Source organism: Maritalea mobilis (genome assembly GCF_019800885.1).
GTDB classification, from domain to species: Bacteria; Pseudomonadota; Alphaproteobacteria; order Rhodobacterales; family Rhodobacteraceae; genus Roseibacterium; species Roseibacterium beibuensis.
In genome coordinates, this window is sequence record NZ_JAHVKE010000001.1 from 1,432,679 (window position 1) to 1,449,665 (window position 16,987).

Genomic DNA, 16,987 nt, shown 5'->3' on the forward strand with positions numbered 1-16,987 from the left:
CAGCGCGGCATCGGGCACCGCCGTGGCTTGACCGCACCGGCCGCGATCCTTAAACCCGCATCGATTTGCCTGCCGCCAGCTGCCACCGGAGAGATCCCATGCCCCAGACGCCCACCGCCTGCCTCGCCCTCGCTGACGGGACGATCTTTTACGGCCGCGGATTCGGGGCCACCGGCACCCGCGTGGCAGAACTGTGCTTCAACACCGCCATGACCGGCTACCAGGAGATCATGACCGATCCCTCCTATGCCGGGCAGATCGTGACCTTCACCTTCCCCCATATCGGCAATACCGGCGTCACGCCCGAAGATGACGAAACCGCCGATCCCGTGGCCGAGGGCATGGTCGTGAAATGGGACCCGACCGATCCGTCGAACTGGCGCGCGACGGGCCATCTCGTCGACTGGCTGGAAAAGACCGGGCGCGTCGGCATCGGCGGGCTGGACACCCGGCGCCTGACCCGCGCCATCCGGCAGCAGGGTGCACCCCACGTGGCGCTGGCCCATGACCCCGAGGGCAAGTTCGACCTCGAAGCGCTGGTCGCCGCCGCGCGCGGCTTTGCCGGCCTTGAAGGGCTGGACCTCGCCAAGGACGTCACCTGCGCCCAATCCTACCGCTGGGACGAGATGCGGTGGGCCTGGCCCGAGGGCTACACCAGGCGCGAAGGCCCAGCGCCCAAGGTCGTGGCCATCGACTACGGCGCCAAGCGCAACATCCTGCGGTGCCTTGCCAGCGCCGGCTGCGACGTGACGGTGATGCCCGCCACCACCACCGCCGAAGAGGTTCTGGCACAGTCGCCCGACGGCGTCTTCCTGTCGAACGGCCCGGGCGATCCGGCGGCGACGGGGGAATACGCGGTTCCCGCGATCAAGGGCGTGCTGGACGCCGGCCTGCCCGTCTTCGGGATCTGCCTCGGCCACCAGATGCTCGCCCTCGCGCTCGGCGCCAAGACGGTCAAGATGAACCACGGCCATCACGGCGCGAACCATCCCGTCAAGGACGTGGAAAGCGGCAAGGTCGAGATCACCTCGATGAACCACGGCTTCACCGTCGACAGCCAGACCCTGCCCGAGGGCGTGATCGAGACCCATGTCTCGCTTTTCGACGGGTCGAATTGCGGGATTCGCATGGCCGACCGCCCGGTCTTTTCCGTGCAGCATCACCCCGAGGCCAGCCCCGGCCCGCAGGACAGCTTCTACCTGTTTGAACGCTTCGCCGCCGCCGTCCGAGAGCACGCCAGCGTCAAGGCCTGAGACGGGCGCGAAAACTGCAACGGCGTTAACGGCACGTTAACCTCTGTGAGTTATCCTGTGGATTGTTGCTGAACATCCACGGGACAACTGGCGCACGGGTTGATGAACACGGGAAAACCGGAAACCGAGGGAAACCGCGCCAGCCATGCGTGGGATGTTTCGGGCTCCGGACAGGGTGTCGGCGCGGCCGCATCCTCCGTCGCGGTGCAATGCGACCCTTACGATACGCCGCCCGGCACCTTCGATGATCGCCTCGCAGAGATCCTGATCGGGCGCGGTCTTGCGACCGTCGCGCAGGTGAACGACGCCCGCGTGGCGACGCGGACGCTGGCCCTGCCCCTCGGGCGCATTCTGCAAGCGCGCGACCTGATCAGCGAGGCCGAACTGCTCTCCGCGCTCAGCCAGCTTTACGGCACGGCCATCGTTGACCTCCACAGCGACGCGCCCGACCCGGCGCTGTCCAGCGCCGTTCCCGCCGCGCGCGCGATCGGGGCCGAGGCGATCCCGTGGCGGCGGGCCGGATCTGCCTTCGTCGTGGCCACGGCACGCCCCGACCTCCTTGCGCAGCTCGAACAGGACCTGCCGTCGGGCATGCGCCTTCTTCCCGTCCTTGCCAGCCGAGAGCAGATCGCGTCGGCCCATCACGTCGCTTACGGGGCCAAGCTCGCCCGCGAGGCCGAGGGCCGCGCCCCCGAGGAACATTCCTGCCGGGTCTGGAACCCGCGCAACCTGGCCGGCCGCGCCTATCTCATGGTGATGCTTCTGGCCGCGCTCGCGGTTCTGCAACCGGGTGTGGCGATCGTGGGCGTCATGGGCCTTGCGATCCTGGTCTATGCCGCGAACCTGACGCTGAAACTCATGTCGCTCGGCGCCACGCTGATCGGCAAACGCCCGCCCCGGCCCGAGGGGGCCTCTCCCACGCTGCTGCGCCTGCCCGTTGTCACGGTGCTTGTGCCTCTCTACCGCGAGGCTGAAATCGCCAGCCATCTCGTCCGGCGGCTGGCCCGGCTCGATTACCCGCCCGAACGGCTGGACGTGATCCTCTGCGTCGAGGAGGATGACGAGATCACCAGCGCGGCGCTGGCTGCCACGCACCTGCCTCCGCACATCCGCGCGATCCGGGTCCCCCCGGGTACGCCGCGCACGAAGCCCCGTGCCCTGAACTATGCCCTGAACTTCGCACGCGGCACGATCGTGGGCATCTATGATGCCGAGGACCGCCCCGACCCCGACCAGATCACGCGCATCGTGCGCCGCTTCGCCGAGGTCGCGCCGAACGTCGCCTGCCTTCAGGGGCAGCTCGATTATTACAACAGCACGCATAACTGGATCGCGCGCATGTTCACCGTGGAATATGCCAGCTGGTTCCGCGTGCTTCTGCCCGGCGTGCAGCGCCTCGGCCTTGTGGTTCCGCTTGGCGGCACAACGCTCTTCCTGCGGCGCGAGGTGCTGGAGGCCGTCGGCGGCTGGGACGCGCATAACGTGACCGAGGATGCCGAGCTTGGCTTGCGCCTCGCCCGCGCGGGACATCGGACCGAGATCGTCGAGACCACCACCTTCGAAGAGGCAAACGCCGCCATCCGACCTTGGATCAGGCAGCGCTCCCGCTGGCTGAAAGGGTATCTCGTCACATGGGCCACCGCGATGCGCCGCCCGGTTTCGCTGTGGCGCGACGTGGGGACCTGGCGTTTTCTGGGGCTGCAGGTGCAGATCCTTTCCGCCGTGCTGGGATTCTTTCTCGCGCCGCTTCTATGGAGCTTCGGGATCAAGCTATTCGGCCTCTCGCACCCGCTTGACCCCTACATGCCGCCCGCGTGGTACCCGCCCCTTTTCGCAACGATGCTCTTCGGGACCGGCGTCACGTTCCTGGTCGCCCTTGTCGGCTGCCGCGCCCCGCATCTGCGCCGGCAACGCGTCTTCGCCCCGCTGATGGAGTTCTACTATATCCTCGGCATCGCCGCTGCCTGGCGCGCGGTGTTCGAGACCCTGTTTCGCCCTTTCTTCTGGGCCAAGACGGAGCATGGTCAATTCGGCGGCAATGCCGATATCGAGGCCGGCGACACCGCCGGTCCGCGCCCGCCTCAATCCTTCTCGGCTTCTTCCTTGAGCCGCACGACAAAGGCGATGGACAGGTGATCCTTCAGAACTTGCGCGGCCCGGTCGCCATCCCGCTCGGCGATGGCATCGACGATGGCCATATGTTCCTCAAGCGCCTTTTCCCCGCGCCCGGCCGCCGCCAGCGACGTCCGCGCCATCAGCGCCATCGAGCGGTACACAAGGTCCAACTGCTGCACGAGGTAGCGGTTGTGGCTGGCCAGGTGAATCTGGTGGTGAAAGCGCCGGTTGGCCCGCGCCAGCGCCTCGGGGTCATCCAGCAAGGCGCGGTCGGCCTCGACCATGTCGCGCAGCACCGCGATCTCTTCCTGCGCGGCGTGCTGGGCGGCCAGTTTCGCGGCCAGCCCCTCCAATTCCTGGCGCACGGCATAAAGCTCGGCCGTCTGCGCGTGATCCAGCGAGGCCACGATCAGCGACCGGCCATCCCGCGTCAGCAGGCTTTGCGTCTCAAGCCGCTGCAAGGCCTCGCGGATCGGGGTCCGGCTGACGCCGAAGCGTTCGGCCAACTCGCTTTCGACAAGCCGCGATCCGGGCCGATAGACACCCGAGTCGATCGCTTCGAGGATCAGGTCATACGCATCCTTGTGTGGCTCGCCGTTCAGTTTCATTTTACGTCTTTCCTTGTCATGCGGCGTCACGCTAGGCACCGCCCCGACCCTTGTCCAGAGCATGCAATGGCACACCCGGTGATGGCTCTGGACGTCGCCCGCCCCTCGCCCTAAGCCATTCTCCATGACCACACCATGCCCCAAACCGCATTTCGCGCATGTCGAGAGCTGGGTCTTCGACCTCGACAACACGCTCTACCCGCCCGAGATGGCGCTGTTCGATCAGATCAACATCCGCATGACGGATTGGGTGATGCGCGCGCTCGGCGTGGACGAGGCCGAGGCGAACCGGCTGCGCGTCAAGTACTGGCGCGAGCATGGCACGACGCTGGCGGGGCTGATGCGCCACCACGATGTCGACCCCGGCCCCTACCTGACCGAGGTGCACGAGATCGACTTTACCGTGCTTGCCCCGGACGCCGAACTTGCCGCCCATATCCGCGCCCTGCCGGGGCGCCGGATCGTCTATACCAACGGGACCGAGCCCTATGCCCGCCGCGTGTTGGAGCATCGCGGCCTGTCCGGCCTGTTCGATGCGATCTACGGTGTCGAACATGCCGCGTTCCGCCCCAAGCCGGAGCGCGAGGCCTTCGACCTAGTTTTTGCCAAGGACGGGTTGGACCCGACCCGCGCCGCCATGTTCGAGGACGATCCCCGCAACCTCGCCGCGCCGCACGAGATGGGGATGCGCACCGTGCATGTCGCCCCCGAACCCGATCCTGCCGAGCACATCCACCACCACACCGTGGACCTGAACGACTTCCTCGCGCATTTGCAGTGACGCCGGTGGACAGAGTGCCGCGTCGTCGCGGTGCCACAGCCGCCCTAGGTTTGAGACATGACCGAGATCAAAGATATCGACATCTTCGTTTCCGGCGGCGGCGTGGCCGGCCTGACGGCCGCCGCAGCCTTCGGGCAAGCCGGGTTTTCCGTTCTCTGCGCCGATCCGGCCCCCCCGGTGACAGACCGGGACGCCAAGGGGGCGGACCTGCGCACCACCGCGTTCCTGCAACCCTCGCGCACGTTTTTCGAACGTATCGGGCTGTGGGATCGGCTGGCCGATCATGCGATGCCATTGCAGGTGATGCGGATCGTGGACGCGGGCGGCGAGACGACGGAACCGCGCGTCGCGCATGATTTCGACGCCTCCGACATCTCGGAGCTGCCCTTTGGCTGGAACCTGCCCAACTGGCTCCTCCGGCGCGAGATGGTGGCCCATCTCGACACGCTGCCGAACGTGGAGTTCCGGCCCGGAACCGGCACGGCCCACGTGCTGACCCGCGAACGCGAGGCGCGCGTCACGCTCAGCGACGGCACGCGGCTGCGCGCCAAGCTTGTCGTGGCCGCCGACGGACGCCACTCGCCCGTGCGCGAGGCCGCCGGGATCGGCGTGAAGACCATTCGCTACGGGCAAAAGGCGCTGGCCTTCGCCGTCACGCACCCGGTGCCGCACAACAATGTCTCGACCGAGATCCACCGCTCGGGCGGGCCGTTCACCCTGGTCCCGCTGCCCGACTGGGAGGGCAAGCCATCTTCCGCCATCGTCTGGATGGAGCGCGGCCCCGAGGCCAAGCGCCTGATGGCGTTGGAAAAGGAAGACTTCGAAATCGAGATGACGGAACGTTCGGGGCACCTGTTCGGACCGCTGACGCTGGCCTCGAACCGCACGATCTGGCCGATCATCACGCAGGTCGCCGACCGGATGGAGGGCGAGCGCGTGGCCCTGATCGCCGAGGCCGCGCATGTCATGCCGCCCATCGGCGCGCAGGGTCTGAACATGAGCCTTGCCGATCTGCGCACGCTGCTGGACCTGGCCGAAGCACATCGCGACGATCCCGGCGCGGCGGACCTACTGCGCAAGTATCACCGCGCACGCCATACCGAGGTCGTGGCACGGATCACAGGGATCGACGCGTTGAACCGGGCCTCCATGGTCGAGGCGCAGGGCCTGCGCGACATGCGGATGCGCGCGCTGAACGCGATCTATTCGGTCAAGCCGGTGCGCCGGGTGATGATGCAGGCGGGTCTGGGCGCGCGGGGCTGATCAAAGCCGCGACTGGATGGCCTCGGCCGCCCACAGCGCCTGATCCGACAGGTCGGGGTTCAGCCCATCCAGGATCGCGTAGCCGAGCATTTGGTCGGCCAGATCCTGCGTGATGAAAGCCTCGTGCAACGCGTCCCAAGCGCCGGTCGGCCAGCCGGGGCCGAACAGGTCGCTGGTCTGGAACCGGAGCCCCCAGGCATAGGCCAGAGCTTCGGGCAGATCCGGATCGGCCATCACTCTGCCGATCAGGTCGCGGATCGGCCAGCCCCCGTGGGCCAGCATGTGCATCTCGTGAAAGAGGTCCGGGCCGAAGCGGCGCTGCATGGCGCGGTCCAGCATCATCCCGGCAAAACGGTCCAGCACGGCCCATTGCCTGTCGGACCAGAACGCGCGTTTGCCGGTTGGGAACCGCGCCAGAGACCGGTCATAAAGGCCGTTATGGCAGCTCTCGCCAGCGGCGAGGGTTTCCAGCAACCGCGGCAAAAGCCAGGACCAGATCCGCTGATCCAGCCCCTCCTCGACACTGTCATGCCATGACCAGACATCGGCCAGTGTCCAGGCGCGGGCGGGACGGCGCAAAAGTTCCGCGGCCCGATCCGGCCCCATGCACATCCCGCAGGTGCAGATGCCCAGATGCGGGGGCGGCGGGGCGTCGAACACGCGATAGGCGTCCTCGATCACCCGGTGAAACGGGTGGTCCGGAAAAACGCGGCCGGCGGCGATCTGTTCGCTTTCGAGCAAGGGGCGGGTCATGCCGGCAAGCTGCCCCGTGCGGCCTGCAAGCGAAATGGCGGCTTTCCCTACCCCAACGGTCCCGGCAGGTGTTCCTCGGACAACAGCACGTTGGCTTCGACATTGCCGACACCGGGCAGCGTCATGATCCGTCGCCGCAGCACCCGCTCGAAATCCGGCAGGTCGCGGGCGACGATCCGCAGGCGGTAATCATACATGCCCAACACGTGCTGCACGGTCTGCACCTCGGGGATGGCGGTCACGGCGCGCTCGAAATCCTCGAGGCTGACGCGCCCCTTGGTGGCCAGTTTCACGCCCAGAAAGACGGTCACGCCGAACCCCAGCTTTTCGAGATCGAGGTCGAGCTGGCGCGGTTTCAGCACGCCCGCCTCGTTCAACCGCTTGATCCGCCGCCATGCAGCGGGCTGGCTGAGGCCCACGCGGCGGCCGATCTCGCTGGCCTTGAGCGTGGCATCGCCCTGCATCACCCGCAGGATCGCGCGGTCGGTGTCGTCCAGATCTATCATAGCGGCAGGCTCTGCGCCTCCTTGATGGTGGCGACCTGCATCAGCGCCTCGATATCGGCGATATGCGGCAGGGTGAGGATCCGGGCGCGATAGACCTCCTGGTAATGCGGCATGGACTGCGCGATGACCGACAGGCGCACATCCACGACCCCAAGGAAGGTCTGGATCGCGATGACCTCGGGCACCTCGCGGGCTGCGGCCAGAAACTCGTCAAAGGCGCGCGGGTCGGTCTTGTCGAGCGTCACGCGCAGGCTCACCTCGACCGAATAGCCAAGCGCCGCCCAGTTGATCGCGGCCCGGCTGCCCTTGATGACACCTTGGGCCTGCAACCTCTCCAGCCGCTTGTAGCAACTGGCCAGGGGCAGGCCCGCCGCCTCGGCCAGTTGCGAGACAGGTTGATCCGGGTCAGCCTGCAAATGGCGCAAGAGGCGGCGGTCGAGATCATTCAGCATGGGTTTTTCTGTTTTTCTTTTTCAACGAATGATTTTCTACATTACGAGGGAAGATTTGCCAATTCCGTTACAGGCTTTCACGCAGCCAAGGCGCAGATTGCGCCCAGAGAGACGAACCGCAAAACGGAGAGACCCATGCGCGTTTACTACGACCGCGACTGCGACGTGAACCTGATCAAGGACAAGAAGGTCGCCATCCTCGGCTATGGCTCCCAGGGCCACGCCCACGCCCTGAACCTGCGCGACTCGGGCGCCAAGAACGTCGTTGTCGCCCTGCGCGAAGGCTCCCCCTCCGCGGCGAAGGCCGAGGGCGAAGGCCTGCAGGTGATGGGCATCGCCGAAGCCGCAGCCTGGTGCGACCTGATCATGTTCACCATGCCCGATGAACTTCAGGCCGAGACCTACAAGAAATACGTTCATGACAACCTGCGCGAAGGCGCGGCCATCGCCTTCGCCCACGGCCTGAACGTGCATTTTGGCCTGATCGAGCCCAAGCCTGGTGTCGATGTCATCATGATGGCCCCCAAGGGCCCCGGCCACACCGTGCGCGGCGAATACGTCAAGGGCGGCGGCGTGCCCTGCCTCGTGGCCGTGAACAACGACGCCACCGGCAAGGCGCTGGAAATCGGCCTGTCCTATTGCTCGGCCATCGGCGGCGGGCGCTCGGGCATCATCGAGACCAACTTCAAGGAAGAGTGCGAAACCGACCTCTTCGGCGAACAGGCCGTTCTCTGCGGTGGCCTGGTCGAGCTGATCCGCATGGGCTTCGAGACGCTGGTCGAGGCGGGCTACGCCCCCGAGATGGCCTATTTCGAGTGCCTGCACGAGGTGAAGCTGATCGTCGACCTGATCTACGAAGGCGGCATCGCGAACATGAACTACTCGATCTCGAACACCGCCGAGTATGGCGAGTATGTCAGCGGCCCACGCGTCCTGCCCTATGACGAGACCAAGGCCCGGATGAAAGCGATCCTGACCGACATCCAGACCGGCAAGTTCGTGCGTGACTTCATGCAGGAAAACGCTGTGGGTCAACCCTTCTTCAAGGGCACGCGCCGCATGAACGACGCCCACCAGATCGAAGAAGTCGGCGAGAAGCTGCGCGGCATGATGCCGTGGATCTCGGCCGGCAAGATGGTCGACAAGGCGCGCAACTGATCGGCGCGACTTCGAAAAGAAAAAGGCCCTCGGTCAGCCGACCGGGGGCCTTTCTGCATCTTGTTGGTTCGGATCACCGCGGCTGCGGCTCTCCCCGACGCGGTGCCGTCACAGGGTTCGGCCCGGGGCCGTCCTTGGCCAGCGACGATTTCGGCGCATTCGGGTCGTTCAGCCGCTGTTCCGTACGGCGCTTGCTGATGGTCGCCCAGGTGAGGAAGATCCCCATGGTCAAACAGAAAAGGGCGGCGAGAAAGATCCACGTGTCCATTGCTCGTCTCCTTGGAAACTGCTGAATTTTGCGTCGTCTTCAGACACAACCCGCAGTGACGCGTCAGGTTCCGTCAGGACGCCCCAAGGACCTGTTCCGACCCGGTCAGCCGCTTACACGACGGGCCTAGCAGGGCTGTGCAAGGACCAGAACCCAGACCGAGCCCGCCCGCGCGATCCCGTAATCGGTCAGACGCACGTTCAGGATATTGTCGCGATGCCCGGAGGACGCCATCCAGTCGGCCAGAACGCTGCGCATGTCCGGCTGCCCGCGCGCGATGTTTTCGGCCGCGAGACAGGCGGAATAGCCCGCCCGCCGCACACGATCCTGCAAGGTCGACCCGCCCTGCCCGTCATGGCTGAACCCGCCTGTACGGCTGAGGTATTCCGCGTGATCGGCGGCCGCCGCCTGAAGGGCCGAGCTGTGCGCCAAGGGGCGCACGATCCCGGTTTGCGCCCGCTCCACGGAAAGCTGGGTGCCAGCCGACGCGATGCTGAAACTTTCGCTCGGAGACAGGCGTGTGGTGCCGGGGGCCGATGAACAGGCCGCCAAGGCTAAAGCGGTCAGAAGGGTCAGGATCGGTCGGAGCATTCTGTGCGTCTCCTTGCTCGTGTTAAGCCTCGCACGGAGGATGACCTCGGCCGCGACGCCCTGCAAGGACTTGCGCGAAGAAGCCGGAAAGGCGCGGATCTCTGCCTGTGGAAATTTCTGTGTATGGATTTTGGGTAGATTAAAAAATAACAATAAAATAGGCGCTCAGCGCCTATAATCCTCCATTTCCGATCTGATAATTAAAATATCAGGCGCGATCAGCAAGCGCCTGAGCCAGCCGGGTTTGATGCTCGATCACCCTAGGCAGGTCGATCGTCGTGACCTGCCCCTCCGCAACCACGCGGCGTCCGTTCACCAGCAGGTCGCGGACCCGCGTCGGCCCGGCCAGCAGCAGCGCGGCCGGATCCCAGTTGCCCGCAGCCTCGATCCCGGACATGTCCCAAATCGCGATATCTGCCCGGTAGCCCAAGGCGATCTGTCCGCAGTCCGCTCCGCGGCCCAACACCTCGGCACCGCCCCGCGTCGCCAACCGCAAGGCCGTGCGCGCCGACATGGCATGCGGGCCGAAGGCGACGCGCTGCAACAGCATCGCCTGCCGCGCCTCGGCGACGAGGTTGGCCGCATCGTTCGAGGCCGACCCGTCAACGCCAAGGCCCACCGGAACCCCGGCGCCCAGCATCTGCGCGATGGGCGCAATCCCCGATGCAAGGCGGCAGTTCGAACAGGGGCAATGGGCGACGCCGGTCCGCGTGCGGGCAAACAGGTCGATCTCGTCCCCGTCGAGTTTCACGCAATGGGCGTGCCACACGTCGGGGCCAGTCCAGCCAAGCTCTTCGGCATATTGACCCGGGCGACAGCCGAATTTTTCGAGGCTGTAGGCGATATCCTCGTCATTCTCGGCGAGGTGGGTGTGCATCATCACGCCCTTGTCGCGGGCCAAGAGCGCGGCATCGCGCATCAACTCGCGACTGACGGAGAAAGGCGAACAAGGGGCCACGCCGACCCGCACCATCGCGCCGGGGCTTGGGTCATGAAACGTGTCGATCACGCGGAGGCAATCCTCGAGGATCGCGGCCTCGTCTTCCACCAGGGAATCGGGCGGCAGGCCACCGTCGGATTCGCCGATCGACATGGCCCCGCGCGTGGCGTGAAACCGCATCCCGATCTCGGCCGCAGCCTCGACGGTGTCGTCGAGGCGTGCCCCGTTGGGATAAAGGTAAAGATGATCCGAGGTCATGGTGCAGCCCGAAAGGGCCAGTTCCGCCAACCCGGTCAGCGCCGAGATGCGCATGTGTTCGGGCGTGAACCGCGCCCAGATCGGGTAGAGCGTTTGCAGCCACCCGAAGAGCGCCGCATCCTGCGCACCGGGCACCGCGCGGGTCAGGCTCTGGTAGAGGTGATGGTGCGTGTTCACCAGACCAGGCGTCACGAGGCATCCACCGGCATCAATGCTTTCACAATCGGCGACAAGACCTTGGCCGATATCAGAAATCACGCAGTCCGAGATCAGGATATCCACATCCCGCAACTCGCGGTCCGCGTCATCCATCGTCAACGCAAGCTGGGCGTTCCGGATCAGGACATCAGCCACCGACAGCCCCCTGCAGAAGCGCCAGCGCCTCGGCATGGAGCGCGGGGCTGGAGGCCGCCAGGACGCGGCCACCGCCATGCGCCGGGTTACCCTGCCAATCGGTGACGATCCCGCCCGCGGCTTCGATCACCGCGATGGGGGCGCAGATGTCGTAGGGGTGCAGCCCGGCTTCGATCACGAGGTCGATCTGACCGGCGGCCAGAAGGGCATAGGCGTAGCAATCCATCCCATAGCGCGTCAGGCGCACGGCGTCGCGGACCACCTCGAACCCGCGCCGATCCTCTGGCGTTCCGACTTCGGGGAAAGTGGTGAAGAGCGTCGCATCCGACAGAGACGGCGACGGGGCAACCGACAGGACCCGCCCGCCACGCGGCCCGGTCAGGCGCGCGCGGTCCAATCCCCCCTCGAACCGTTCGCCGATATAGGGCTGGTCGATGATGCCATAGACCGGCCCCTCGGCATCGCAAAGCGCGATCAGGACACCCCATGTCGGCGCGCCCGAGATGAACGCCCGCGTCCCGTCAATGGGGTCGAGCACCCATGTGTAGCCCGAGGTGCCTTCGGTCGCCTCTTCCTCCTCGCCCAGAACCCCGTCATCGGGGCGGCGTTCGGCCAGAACGGCACGCATCGCGGCCTCGGCGGCGCGGTCGGCGGCGGTCACCGGATCAAACCCGCCCGACGCCTTGTTGTCGGAGGTCAGCCCATCCGAGCGAAAATAGGACAGTGTCGCCTTGCGCGCGGCCTCGGCCACGGCATGGGCTGTCGCGATGATCGCCGGCACCTCGTGCGGCGGAATGCGATACGAGTGATGGAGCCCGGGCGAGGGCACGTTTGGAGTCATCGGGAACCTCGGTGCGGCGGGGCCGCCGGTCTGGAAACAGCGCCCGCCGAGGTTGCATCAACCCCGCCCGGGGTCAAGCGTGACGCCGTTTCAGGCGGCCGCGTCCGACAGCACGCGCGCCAGTTCGAACAGGCGGCGGCGCTGGTTCTCGGGGATGGCGTAGTAAGACCGGACCAGTTCCAGCGCTTCCTTGTCGGCAAGGATATCGCTGGGAAGGTTCGACGCCCCGGATGCCGTCTCGGGCGACACCACGTCGACGCTGTCCATGCCCTCGAAGAAGTAGCTGACCGGAACCGAAAGCGCCTCGGCGATATCCCAAAGGCGCGACGCGCTGACGCGGTTCATGCCGGTCTCGTATTTCTGGATCTGCTGGAACTTGATGCCGACCTTTTCGGCCAGCTGCTGCTGAGTCATGCCCACCATCCATCGACGATGCCGGACCCGCTTTCCGACGTGAACATCCACAGGGTGCTTCACGACGCTCTCCTTTTTTATTGCCAAACCTGTCTTCCAATGCCGTGGGGCAGAATTGAAACCACATGGCGAGTGCCACTCAACCCGAGCGACAGTGGAGAGTTAGCGCGCCACATTCAGGGATCAATCCCAAGTGGAAGAATTGTCGCGGTAACTCGCGTGCCTTCAGGGAAGGAGCATAGGAATGACATACGCGCTGATGACCTGTGCGTCGACGTGACAGCAGCGCGCGGGGCTGGTCCACGGGGCACGGCCCCGCTAGGTTTGGCCCCGGACACAGGATCACGGCAGGGGCGACGACAGGATGCGCGCATTTCAGGTCACGGGCTTCGACACCGCACCGGAACTGGTGGAAACAGATCGCCCGGCCCCCGGCCCCGGTCAGGTGCTGGTGCGCATTGCGGCCTGCGGGTTGAATTTTGCCGACCTGCTGATGATGCGCGGTCGTTACCAGGACACGCCGGAGCCCCCCTTCACCCTCGGCATGGAGATCGCCGGAACAGTCGAAGCGCTTGGCCCAGGCGTGACCTCCCCCGTTCCCGGCACGCGCGTGGCCGTCTTCGCAGGCTCCGGCGGGTTGGCGGAGTACGGCGTCTTCGAGGCCGCGCGCTGCGTCGCCATTCCCGACGCCATGCCAGACACCCATGCGGCGGGGTTTATCGTGGCCTATGGCACCAGCCACGTGGCGCTGACGCATCGGGCGAAGCTGCAACCGGGCGAACGGCTTTTGGTGCTGGGGGCCGGTGGCGGTGTCGGGCTGACCGCCGTCGAGTTGGGCGCGATCCTCGGGGCCGAGGTGATCGCCGTGGCACGCGGGCAGGACAAGCTCGACGCGGCCCGGGCAGCGGGGGCGCATCACCTGCTCGACGCCGAGGAGGTGGACCTGAGGACCGAGGTGAAGGCACTTGGCGGCGCGGACGTGGTCTATGATGCCGTGGGCGGTGACATGTTCACCGCGGCCCTGCGCGCGACCAACCCCTTGGGCCGCATCCTTGCCATCGGGTTCGCCAGTGGCGATGTCCCGCAGATCCCGGCCAATCACCTTCTGGTCAAGAATATCGACGTGCTCGGGCTTTACTGGGGCGGATACCTGAAATTCGCGCCGCAGGTCCTGACCGAAAGCCTGCGGCAGTTGATGGGCATGTATGACGCTGGGCAGATCACACCGCATATCGGCGCGACGCGCCCGCTGGAACAGGCCGCCGAGGCGCTGGATCTTCTCAAGACGCGCAAGGTCGCGGGCAAGGTCGTTGTCTCCATCTCGTAATCCGATCGTTTCCCGTATCGGACCATGTGACCTTTTCTGGCCACGTTCCGATCCAAACCGGGCGCGAATCCGCTCCTACCGCTGAAGCTGTCTGGTGACGGCATGGCCGCTTCGGGGGACCCGTGGCTGTGCCGAAGAGGATCGGAGCAAGGCGATGACCGAGTTTTTCGACGCGCAGGGGCGTGAGGGGTTTTCGGCCAATGCCGCGCTTGGCGGGGCGCGCGGCACCTATTCCATGACCGACGGCTCTGTCGCGGCCTTCACCGATGCCGCCCATGTCATCTGTTTCGCTGCTGGAACGCTGATCGACACGCCCAACGGTCGCGTCGCGGTCGAGGCACTGCGCCCCGGCGATCCGGTGATGACCGCCGATGAAGGCGCGCAACCGGTCCGTTGGGTCGGCAAGAGCCTTGTGGCCGGCGTGGGCGACCTTGCCCCAGTCGAGATCCTGCCGGGCGGACGCTTGGCCGTGGACCGTCCGCTTCTGGTATCCCCACAGCATCGCATGCTGATCGACGATTACACCGCTGAGCTGGTTTTCGATGCCAGGGAAGTGCTGGTGCCCGCGAGTGGTCTGGTCGATGGCAACACGATCCGCCGGGTGGAGCGCCCCTTGATGACCTATGTCCATCTGATGCTGGACCGCCATCAGGTGATTTATGCCGAAGGCGCCCCGACCGAGAGCTTTCATCCCGCCGATGACGGGCTTTGCACTCTGGGGCCCGCCGCCCGCGCGGCGCTGTTCCGCGCTTTCCCGGACCTGCGCGACAACCCCGACGCGTATGGCGAGTTGGCCCGCCCCTGCGCCCGGCCGCACGAGACAAAGGTGATGCAGGCGCTGGCGGCCTGACAACAAACTAAGATCTTACCCGCTTTCTTCAGACAATCGCCCGCGCGATGCTTGCGATCCGGGCTGTCACAAGGCCCGGTAGGCTTGCCGGATATAGTCCACCAGCGCGGCGGCCGGTTCGCTGCGGCTCAGCTCCGCGCGATAGAGGTTGATCTTGATCCGCGGCAAGTTGGGCAACGCACCGTTATGGTCGATCCGCTCCACATAGGGCGGTTCCGTTCCCTCGATACAGGCATGCACCGCCAGATCGGCCGAAACCGAGGCCTCGACGGTGCGCGTCGAGTCGCTTTCGACCGCCATCTCCCAGGAAATCGCCGCACCGTCCAAAGCGTCCTGCACGCCCCGCCGGAAAATGCAGGCATGTTCGAAGGCCAACCGCAGCGGACGCTGGCGCCAGACCTGCCCGTTATGCGCCCCGACCCAGATCAATTGCCGCTCCATCAGGGTTTCGCCGCCCGTGCCGACATGGTCTTCGGTGGTCAGGATGACATCCGCCTCGCCCCGTTCCAGCATCCGTTTCAGCCGCGAGGTGTAGGACGAGACCAGTTGCACCTTCATCCGCGGGAAGGCCGCGTTGAAGCGTTGCAACACCTGGGGAATCGCGGGGTAGACGATGTCGCTCGGCACACCAAGCACCAGTTCGCCCACGTAGCCCGGCGCGGTCAGGCGGCCCAGCACCTCGTCATTCAGATCGAGAATGCGCCGCGCGTAGCCCAGCATCTGCTCGCCCGCCCCGGTCAGAGCAAGCCGCCGCGACGAGCGGTCGAAGAGCCCCACCCCGATGGATTCTTCCAACCTTTTCAACTGCATAGAAACGGCGGATTGGGTCAGGTTCAGAAAGCCCGAGGCTTTCGTCACCCCACCCGCATCAACCACGGCCACGAAGGCGCGAAGGGCGGTCATGTCGAGGTTGCGTGGCATATCACGAATCCTGATTCAAAAGTTCAGTAACATTCACTTTAAAAATGCCTCGCTGCGCTGCATATATCAAGCATCGAAATGATCACCTGATCTTTGTTCACAATTCTAGAAGAGGTGTTGCCATGGCCACGCTTGCTACCAACCGCTTTGCGCCGTCGCGGCGCCAGTCCAATCCCATCGCTCTGCTGAGCCACGCCTATGCCACGTGGCGCCAGCGTCGTCGTCTTGCCATGCTTGACGATTACGCCCGTCGTGACATCGGCCTGACCGAGGGCGAGGCCCTGCGCGAGGCGCTGCGCCCGATGTGGTCGCTCGGCGCATAAGCGCGAGCGGAACTGACGACCGACCACGATAGCCAAAAACTATCGCATGCCGCGCCCTGCAATTGGGCGTGCGACTTGAAAAGCCGCCCATCCTTGCCGATATTCAGTCGCAAGGATGGGCGTTTTTTTTGACGCCCGGCCGTTTGTTTGTCTTAGGAGGACTGCATGGCTGACTATCATACGGCACGCGCCCGCGCAGGGGCCTTGCCTGCCCAGATCGACGAGGGCCTGCGCGCCCATATGAACAAGGTCTATGCCACCATGTCGGTGGGCATGCTGGTCACCGCCGGCGTGGCTTGGGCATTCGGCTCGAACCCCGCCCTGATGGCCATCCTGCGCGATCCGGTCACGCTTTCGCCCAACATCCTGGGCTGGGTTGTGATGTTCGCGCCGCTGATCATGGTGTTCGCCTTCGGCGCCGTCATCAACAAGCTGTCGGCGGCAGCCGCGCAGCTGTTCTTCTACGCCTTCGGCGCGGTGATGGGCCTGTCGATCAGCTGGATCTTCGCCGTCTTCACCGGTGTCTCGATCGCCCAGACCTTCCTTGTGACCGCGATCGCCTTCGCGGGCCTCAGCCTTTGGGGGTACACGACCAAGAAGGACCTGTCGGGATGGGGCACCTTCCTGCTCATGGGTCTGATCGGCCTGATCGTCGCCTCGATCGTGAACATCTTCCTCGCCTCCTCGGCAGTGGCCTTCGCGATCTCGGTGATCGGTGTTCTGATCTTCGCAGGCCTGACGGCCTACGACACCCAGTCGATCAAGCAGGAATACATCGACCACGCCCAGTACGGCGATCAGGAGTGGCTGGACAAGTCGGCGATCATGGGCGCGCTGCGTCTCTACCTCGACTTCATCAACCTGTTCATGTTCCTGCTCCAGTTCATGGGCAACCGCGAATAAGGGCGGCGACCACCAAACGAACCGAAAGGCCGGGCCAAGCGCCCGGCCTTTTTCGTTGCGCTGTCATGGAAGTTTCATGTGGCTTTCGCCGGGCGCGGGGATAGATCA

At 65.5% G+C, this 16,987-nt stretch carries 19 protein-coding genes; 9 read left to right on the forward strand and 10 right to left on the reverse strand.

Going from position 1 to position 16,987, the window contains the following annotated elements:
• Positions 1 to 98 precede the first annotated feature (98 nt).
• Both carA and KUV65_RS06905 read left to right on the forward strand, forming a co-directional pair.
• Positions 99 to 1,253, forward strand: coding sequence for a glutamine-hydrolyzing carbamoyl-phosphate synthase small subunit (carA, locus tag KUV65_RS06900; RefSeq protein ID WP_222188795.1), 1,155 nt, complete (start codon positions 99 to 101; stop codon positions 1,251 to 1,253).
• Between the two features lie 102 nt (positions 1,254 to 1,355).
• The gene (locus KUV65_RS06905) at positions 1,356 to 3,389 is read left to right on the forward strand and encodes a glycosyltransferase family 2 protein (RefSeq protein WP_222188797.1); all 2,034 of its coding nucleotides are present in this window, start codon (positions 1,356 to 1,358) and stop codon (positions 3,387 to 3,389) included.
• Here the strand turns inward: KUV65_RS06905 and KUV65_RS06910 are convergent.
• Complete coding sequence (locus KUV65_RS06910) at positions 3,335 to 3,976, reverse strand: GntR family transcriptional regulator (protein WP_222188799.1); 642 nt, start codon at positions 3,974 to 3,976, stop codon at positions 3,335 to 3,337. The two genes, KUV65_RS06905 and KUV65_RS06910, sit on opposite strands and share 55 nt — an antisense overlap.
• Positions 3,977 to 4,100: 124 nt before the next feature.
• Here KUV65_RS06910 and KUV65_RS06915 point away from each other — a divergent pair, with 124 nt between their 5' ends.
• Entirely contained in the window at positions 4,101 to 4,757 is a 657-nt protein-coding gene (locus KUV65_RS06915) for a pyrimidine 5'-nucleotidase (RefSeq protein ID WP_222188801.1), read from the forward strand.
• Positions 4,758 to 4,814: 57 nt separating this feature from the next.
• Entirely contained in the window at positions 4,815 to 6,020 is a 1,206-nt protein-coding gene (locus KUV65_RS06920) for a UbiH/UbiF family hydroxylase (protein ID WP_222188803.1), read from the forward strand.
• Here KUV65_RS06920 and KUV65_RS06925 read toward each other — a convergent pair whose 3' ends face one another.
• Genes KUV65_RS06925 through KUV65_RS06935 form a run of 3 tightly spaced genes read right to left on the reverse strand, consistent with a single transcriptional unit; the run spans position 6,021 to position 7,731 of the window.
• A complete protein-coding gene (locus KUV65_RS06925; protein WP_222188805.1) occupies positions 6,021 to 6,773 on the reverse strand; it encodes a hypothetical protein in 753 nt (250 codons plus the stop codon).
• A 47-nt stretch (positions 6,774 to 6,820) separates the two neighbouring features.
• Positions 6,821 to 7,279: an Lrp/AsnC family transcriptional regulator gene (locus tag KUV65_RS06930; RefSeq protein WP_222188812.1), complete on the reverse strand. Its 459-nt coding sequence runs from the start codon at positions 7,277 to 7,279 to the stop codon at positions 6,821 to 6,823.
• Positions 7,276 to 7,731 (reverse strand): Lrp/AsnC family transcriptional regulator, encoded by a 456-nt coding sequence (locus tag KUV65_RS06935; protein ID WP_222188814.1) that lies wholly within the window; start codon positions 7,729 to 7,731, stop codon positions 7,276 to 7,278. The genes KUV65_RS06930 and KUV65_RS06935 overlap by 4 nt, the downstream gene beginning before the upstream one ends.
• 135 nt (positions 7,732 to 7,866) lie before the next feature.
• On the opposite strand from KUV65_RS06935, the gene ilvC reads away from it, so the two are divergent.
• A complete protein-coding gene (gene ilvC, locus KUV65_RS06940; protein WP_222188816.1) occupies positions 7,867 to 8,889 on the forward strand; it encodes a ketol-acid reductoisomerase in 1,023 nt (340 codons plus the stop codon).
• 73 nt (positions 8,890 to 8,962) lie between these two features.
• Here the strand turns inward: ilvC and KUV65_RS06945 are convergent, their stop codons facing one another.
• The 5 genes from KUV65_RS06945 to KUV65_RS06965 all read right to left on the reverse strand — a co-directional run bounded on the left by KUV65_RS06945 (position 8,963) and on the right by KUV65_RS06965 (position 12,618).
• The gene (locus KUV65_RS06945) at positions 8,963 to 9,157 is read right to left on the reverse strand and encodes a hypothetical protein (protein ID WP_222188818.1); all 195 of its coding nucleotides are present in this window, start codon (positions 9,155 to 9,157) and stop codon (positions 8,963 to 8,965) included.
• Between the two features lie 126 nt (positions 9,158 to 9,283).
• Complete coding sequence (locus tag KUV65_RS06950; protein ID WP_222188828.1) at positions 9,284 to 9,748, reverse strand: CAP domain-containing protein; 465 nt, start codon at positions 9,746 to 9,748, stop codon at positions 9,284 to 9,286.
• A 208-nt stretch (positions 9,749 to 9,956) separates the two neighbouring features.
• A complete protein-coding gene (locus KUV65_RS06955; protein ID WP_222188830.1) occupies positions 9,957 to 11,300 on the reverse strand; it encodes an 8-oxoguanine deaminase in 1,344 nt (447 codons plus the stop codon).
• Positions 11,293 to 12,141: a histidinol-phosphatase gene (gene hisN / locus KUV65_RS06960; RefSeq protein WP_222188832.1), complete on the reverse strand. Its 849-nt coding sequence runs from the start codon at positions 12,139 to 12,141 to the stop codon at positions 11,293 to 11,295. The genes KUV65_RS06955 and hisN overlap by 8 nt, the downstream gene beginning before the upstream one ends.
• A gap of 90 nt (positions 12,142 to 12,231) precedes the next feature.
• The gene (locus KUV65_RS06965) at positions 12,232 to 12,618 is read right to left on the reverse strand and encodes a helix-turn-helix domain-containing protein (RefSeq protein WP_308124552.1); all 387 of its coding nucleotides are present in this window, start codon (positions 12,616 to 12,618) and stop codon (positions 12,232 to 12,234) included.
• Positions 12,619 to 12,919: 301 nt separating this feature from the next.
• Between KUV65_RS06965 and KUV65_RS06970 the strand changes: the two genes are divergently transcribed.
• Both KUV65_RS06970 and KUV65_RS06975 read left to right on the forward strand, forming a co-directional pair.
• A complete protein-coding gene (locus tag KUV65_RS06970; protein ID WP_222188834.1) occupies positions 12,920 to 13,882 on the forward strand; it encodes an NADPH:quinone oxidoreductase family protein in 963 nt (320 codons plus the stop codon).
• Between the two features lie 154 nt (positions 13,883 to 14,036).
• Positions 14,037 to 14,732 (forward strand): Hint domain-containing protein, encoded by a 696-nt coding sequence (locus tag KUV65_RS06975; protein WP_222188836.1) that lies wholly within the window; start codon positions 14,037 to 14,039, stop codon positions 14,730 to 14,732.
• Between the two features lie 66 nt (positions 14,733 to 14,798).
• Here KUV65_RS06975 and KUV65_RS06980 read toward each other — a convergent pair whose 3' ends face one another.
• A complete protein-coding gene (locus KUV65_RS06980; RefSeq protein ID WP_222188838.1) occupies positions 14,799 to 15,653 on the reverse strand; it encodes a LysR family transcriptional regulator in 855 nt (284 codons plus the stop codon).
• A 122-nt stretch (positions 15,654 to 15,775) separates the two neighbouring features.
• Here KUV65_RS06980 and KUV65_RS06985 point away from each other — a divergent pair, with 122 nt between their 5' ends.
• A complete protein-coding gene (locus KUV65_RS06985; protein ID WP_222188840.1) occupies positions 15,776 to 15,976 on the forward strand; it encodes a DUF1127 domain-containing protein in 201 nt (66 codons plus the stop codon).
• 165 nt (positions 15,977 to 16,141) lie between these two features.
• Positions 16,142 to 16,879, forward strand: a complete 738-nt coding sequence (locus KUV65_RS06990; RefSeq protein ID WP_222188842.1) for a Bax inhibitor-1/YccA family protein — start codon at positions 16,142 to 16,144, stop codon at positions 16,877 to 16,879.
• The last annotated feature ends 108 nt before the right edge of the window (positions 16,880 to 16,987 follow it).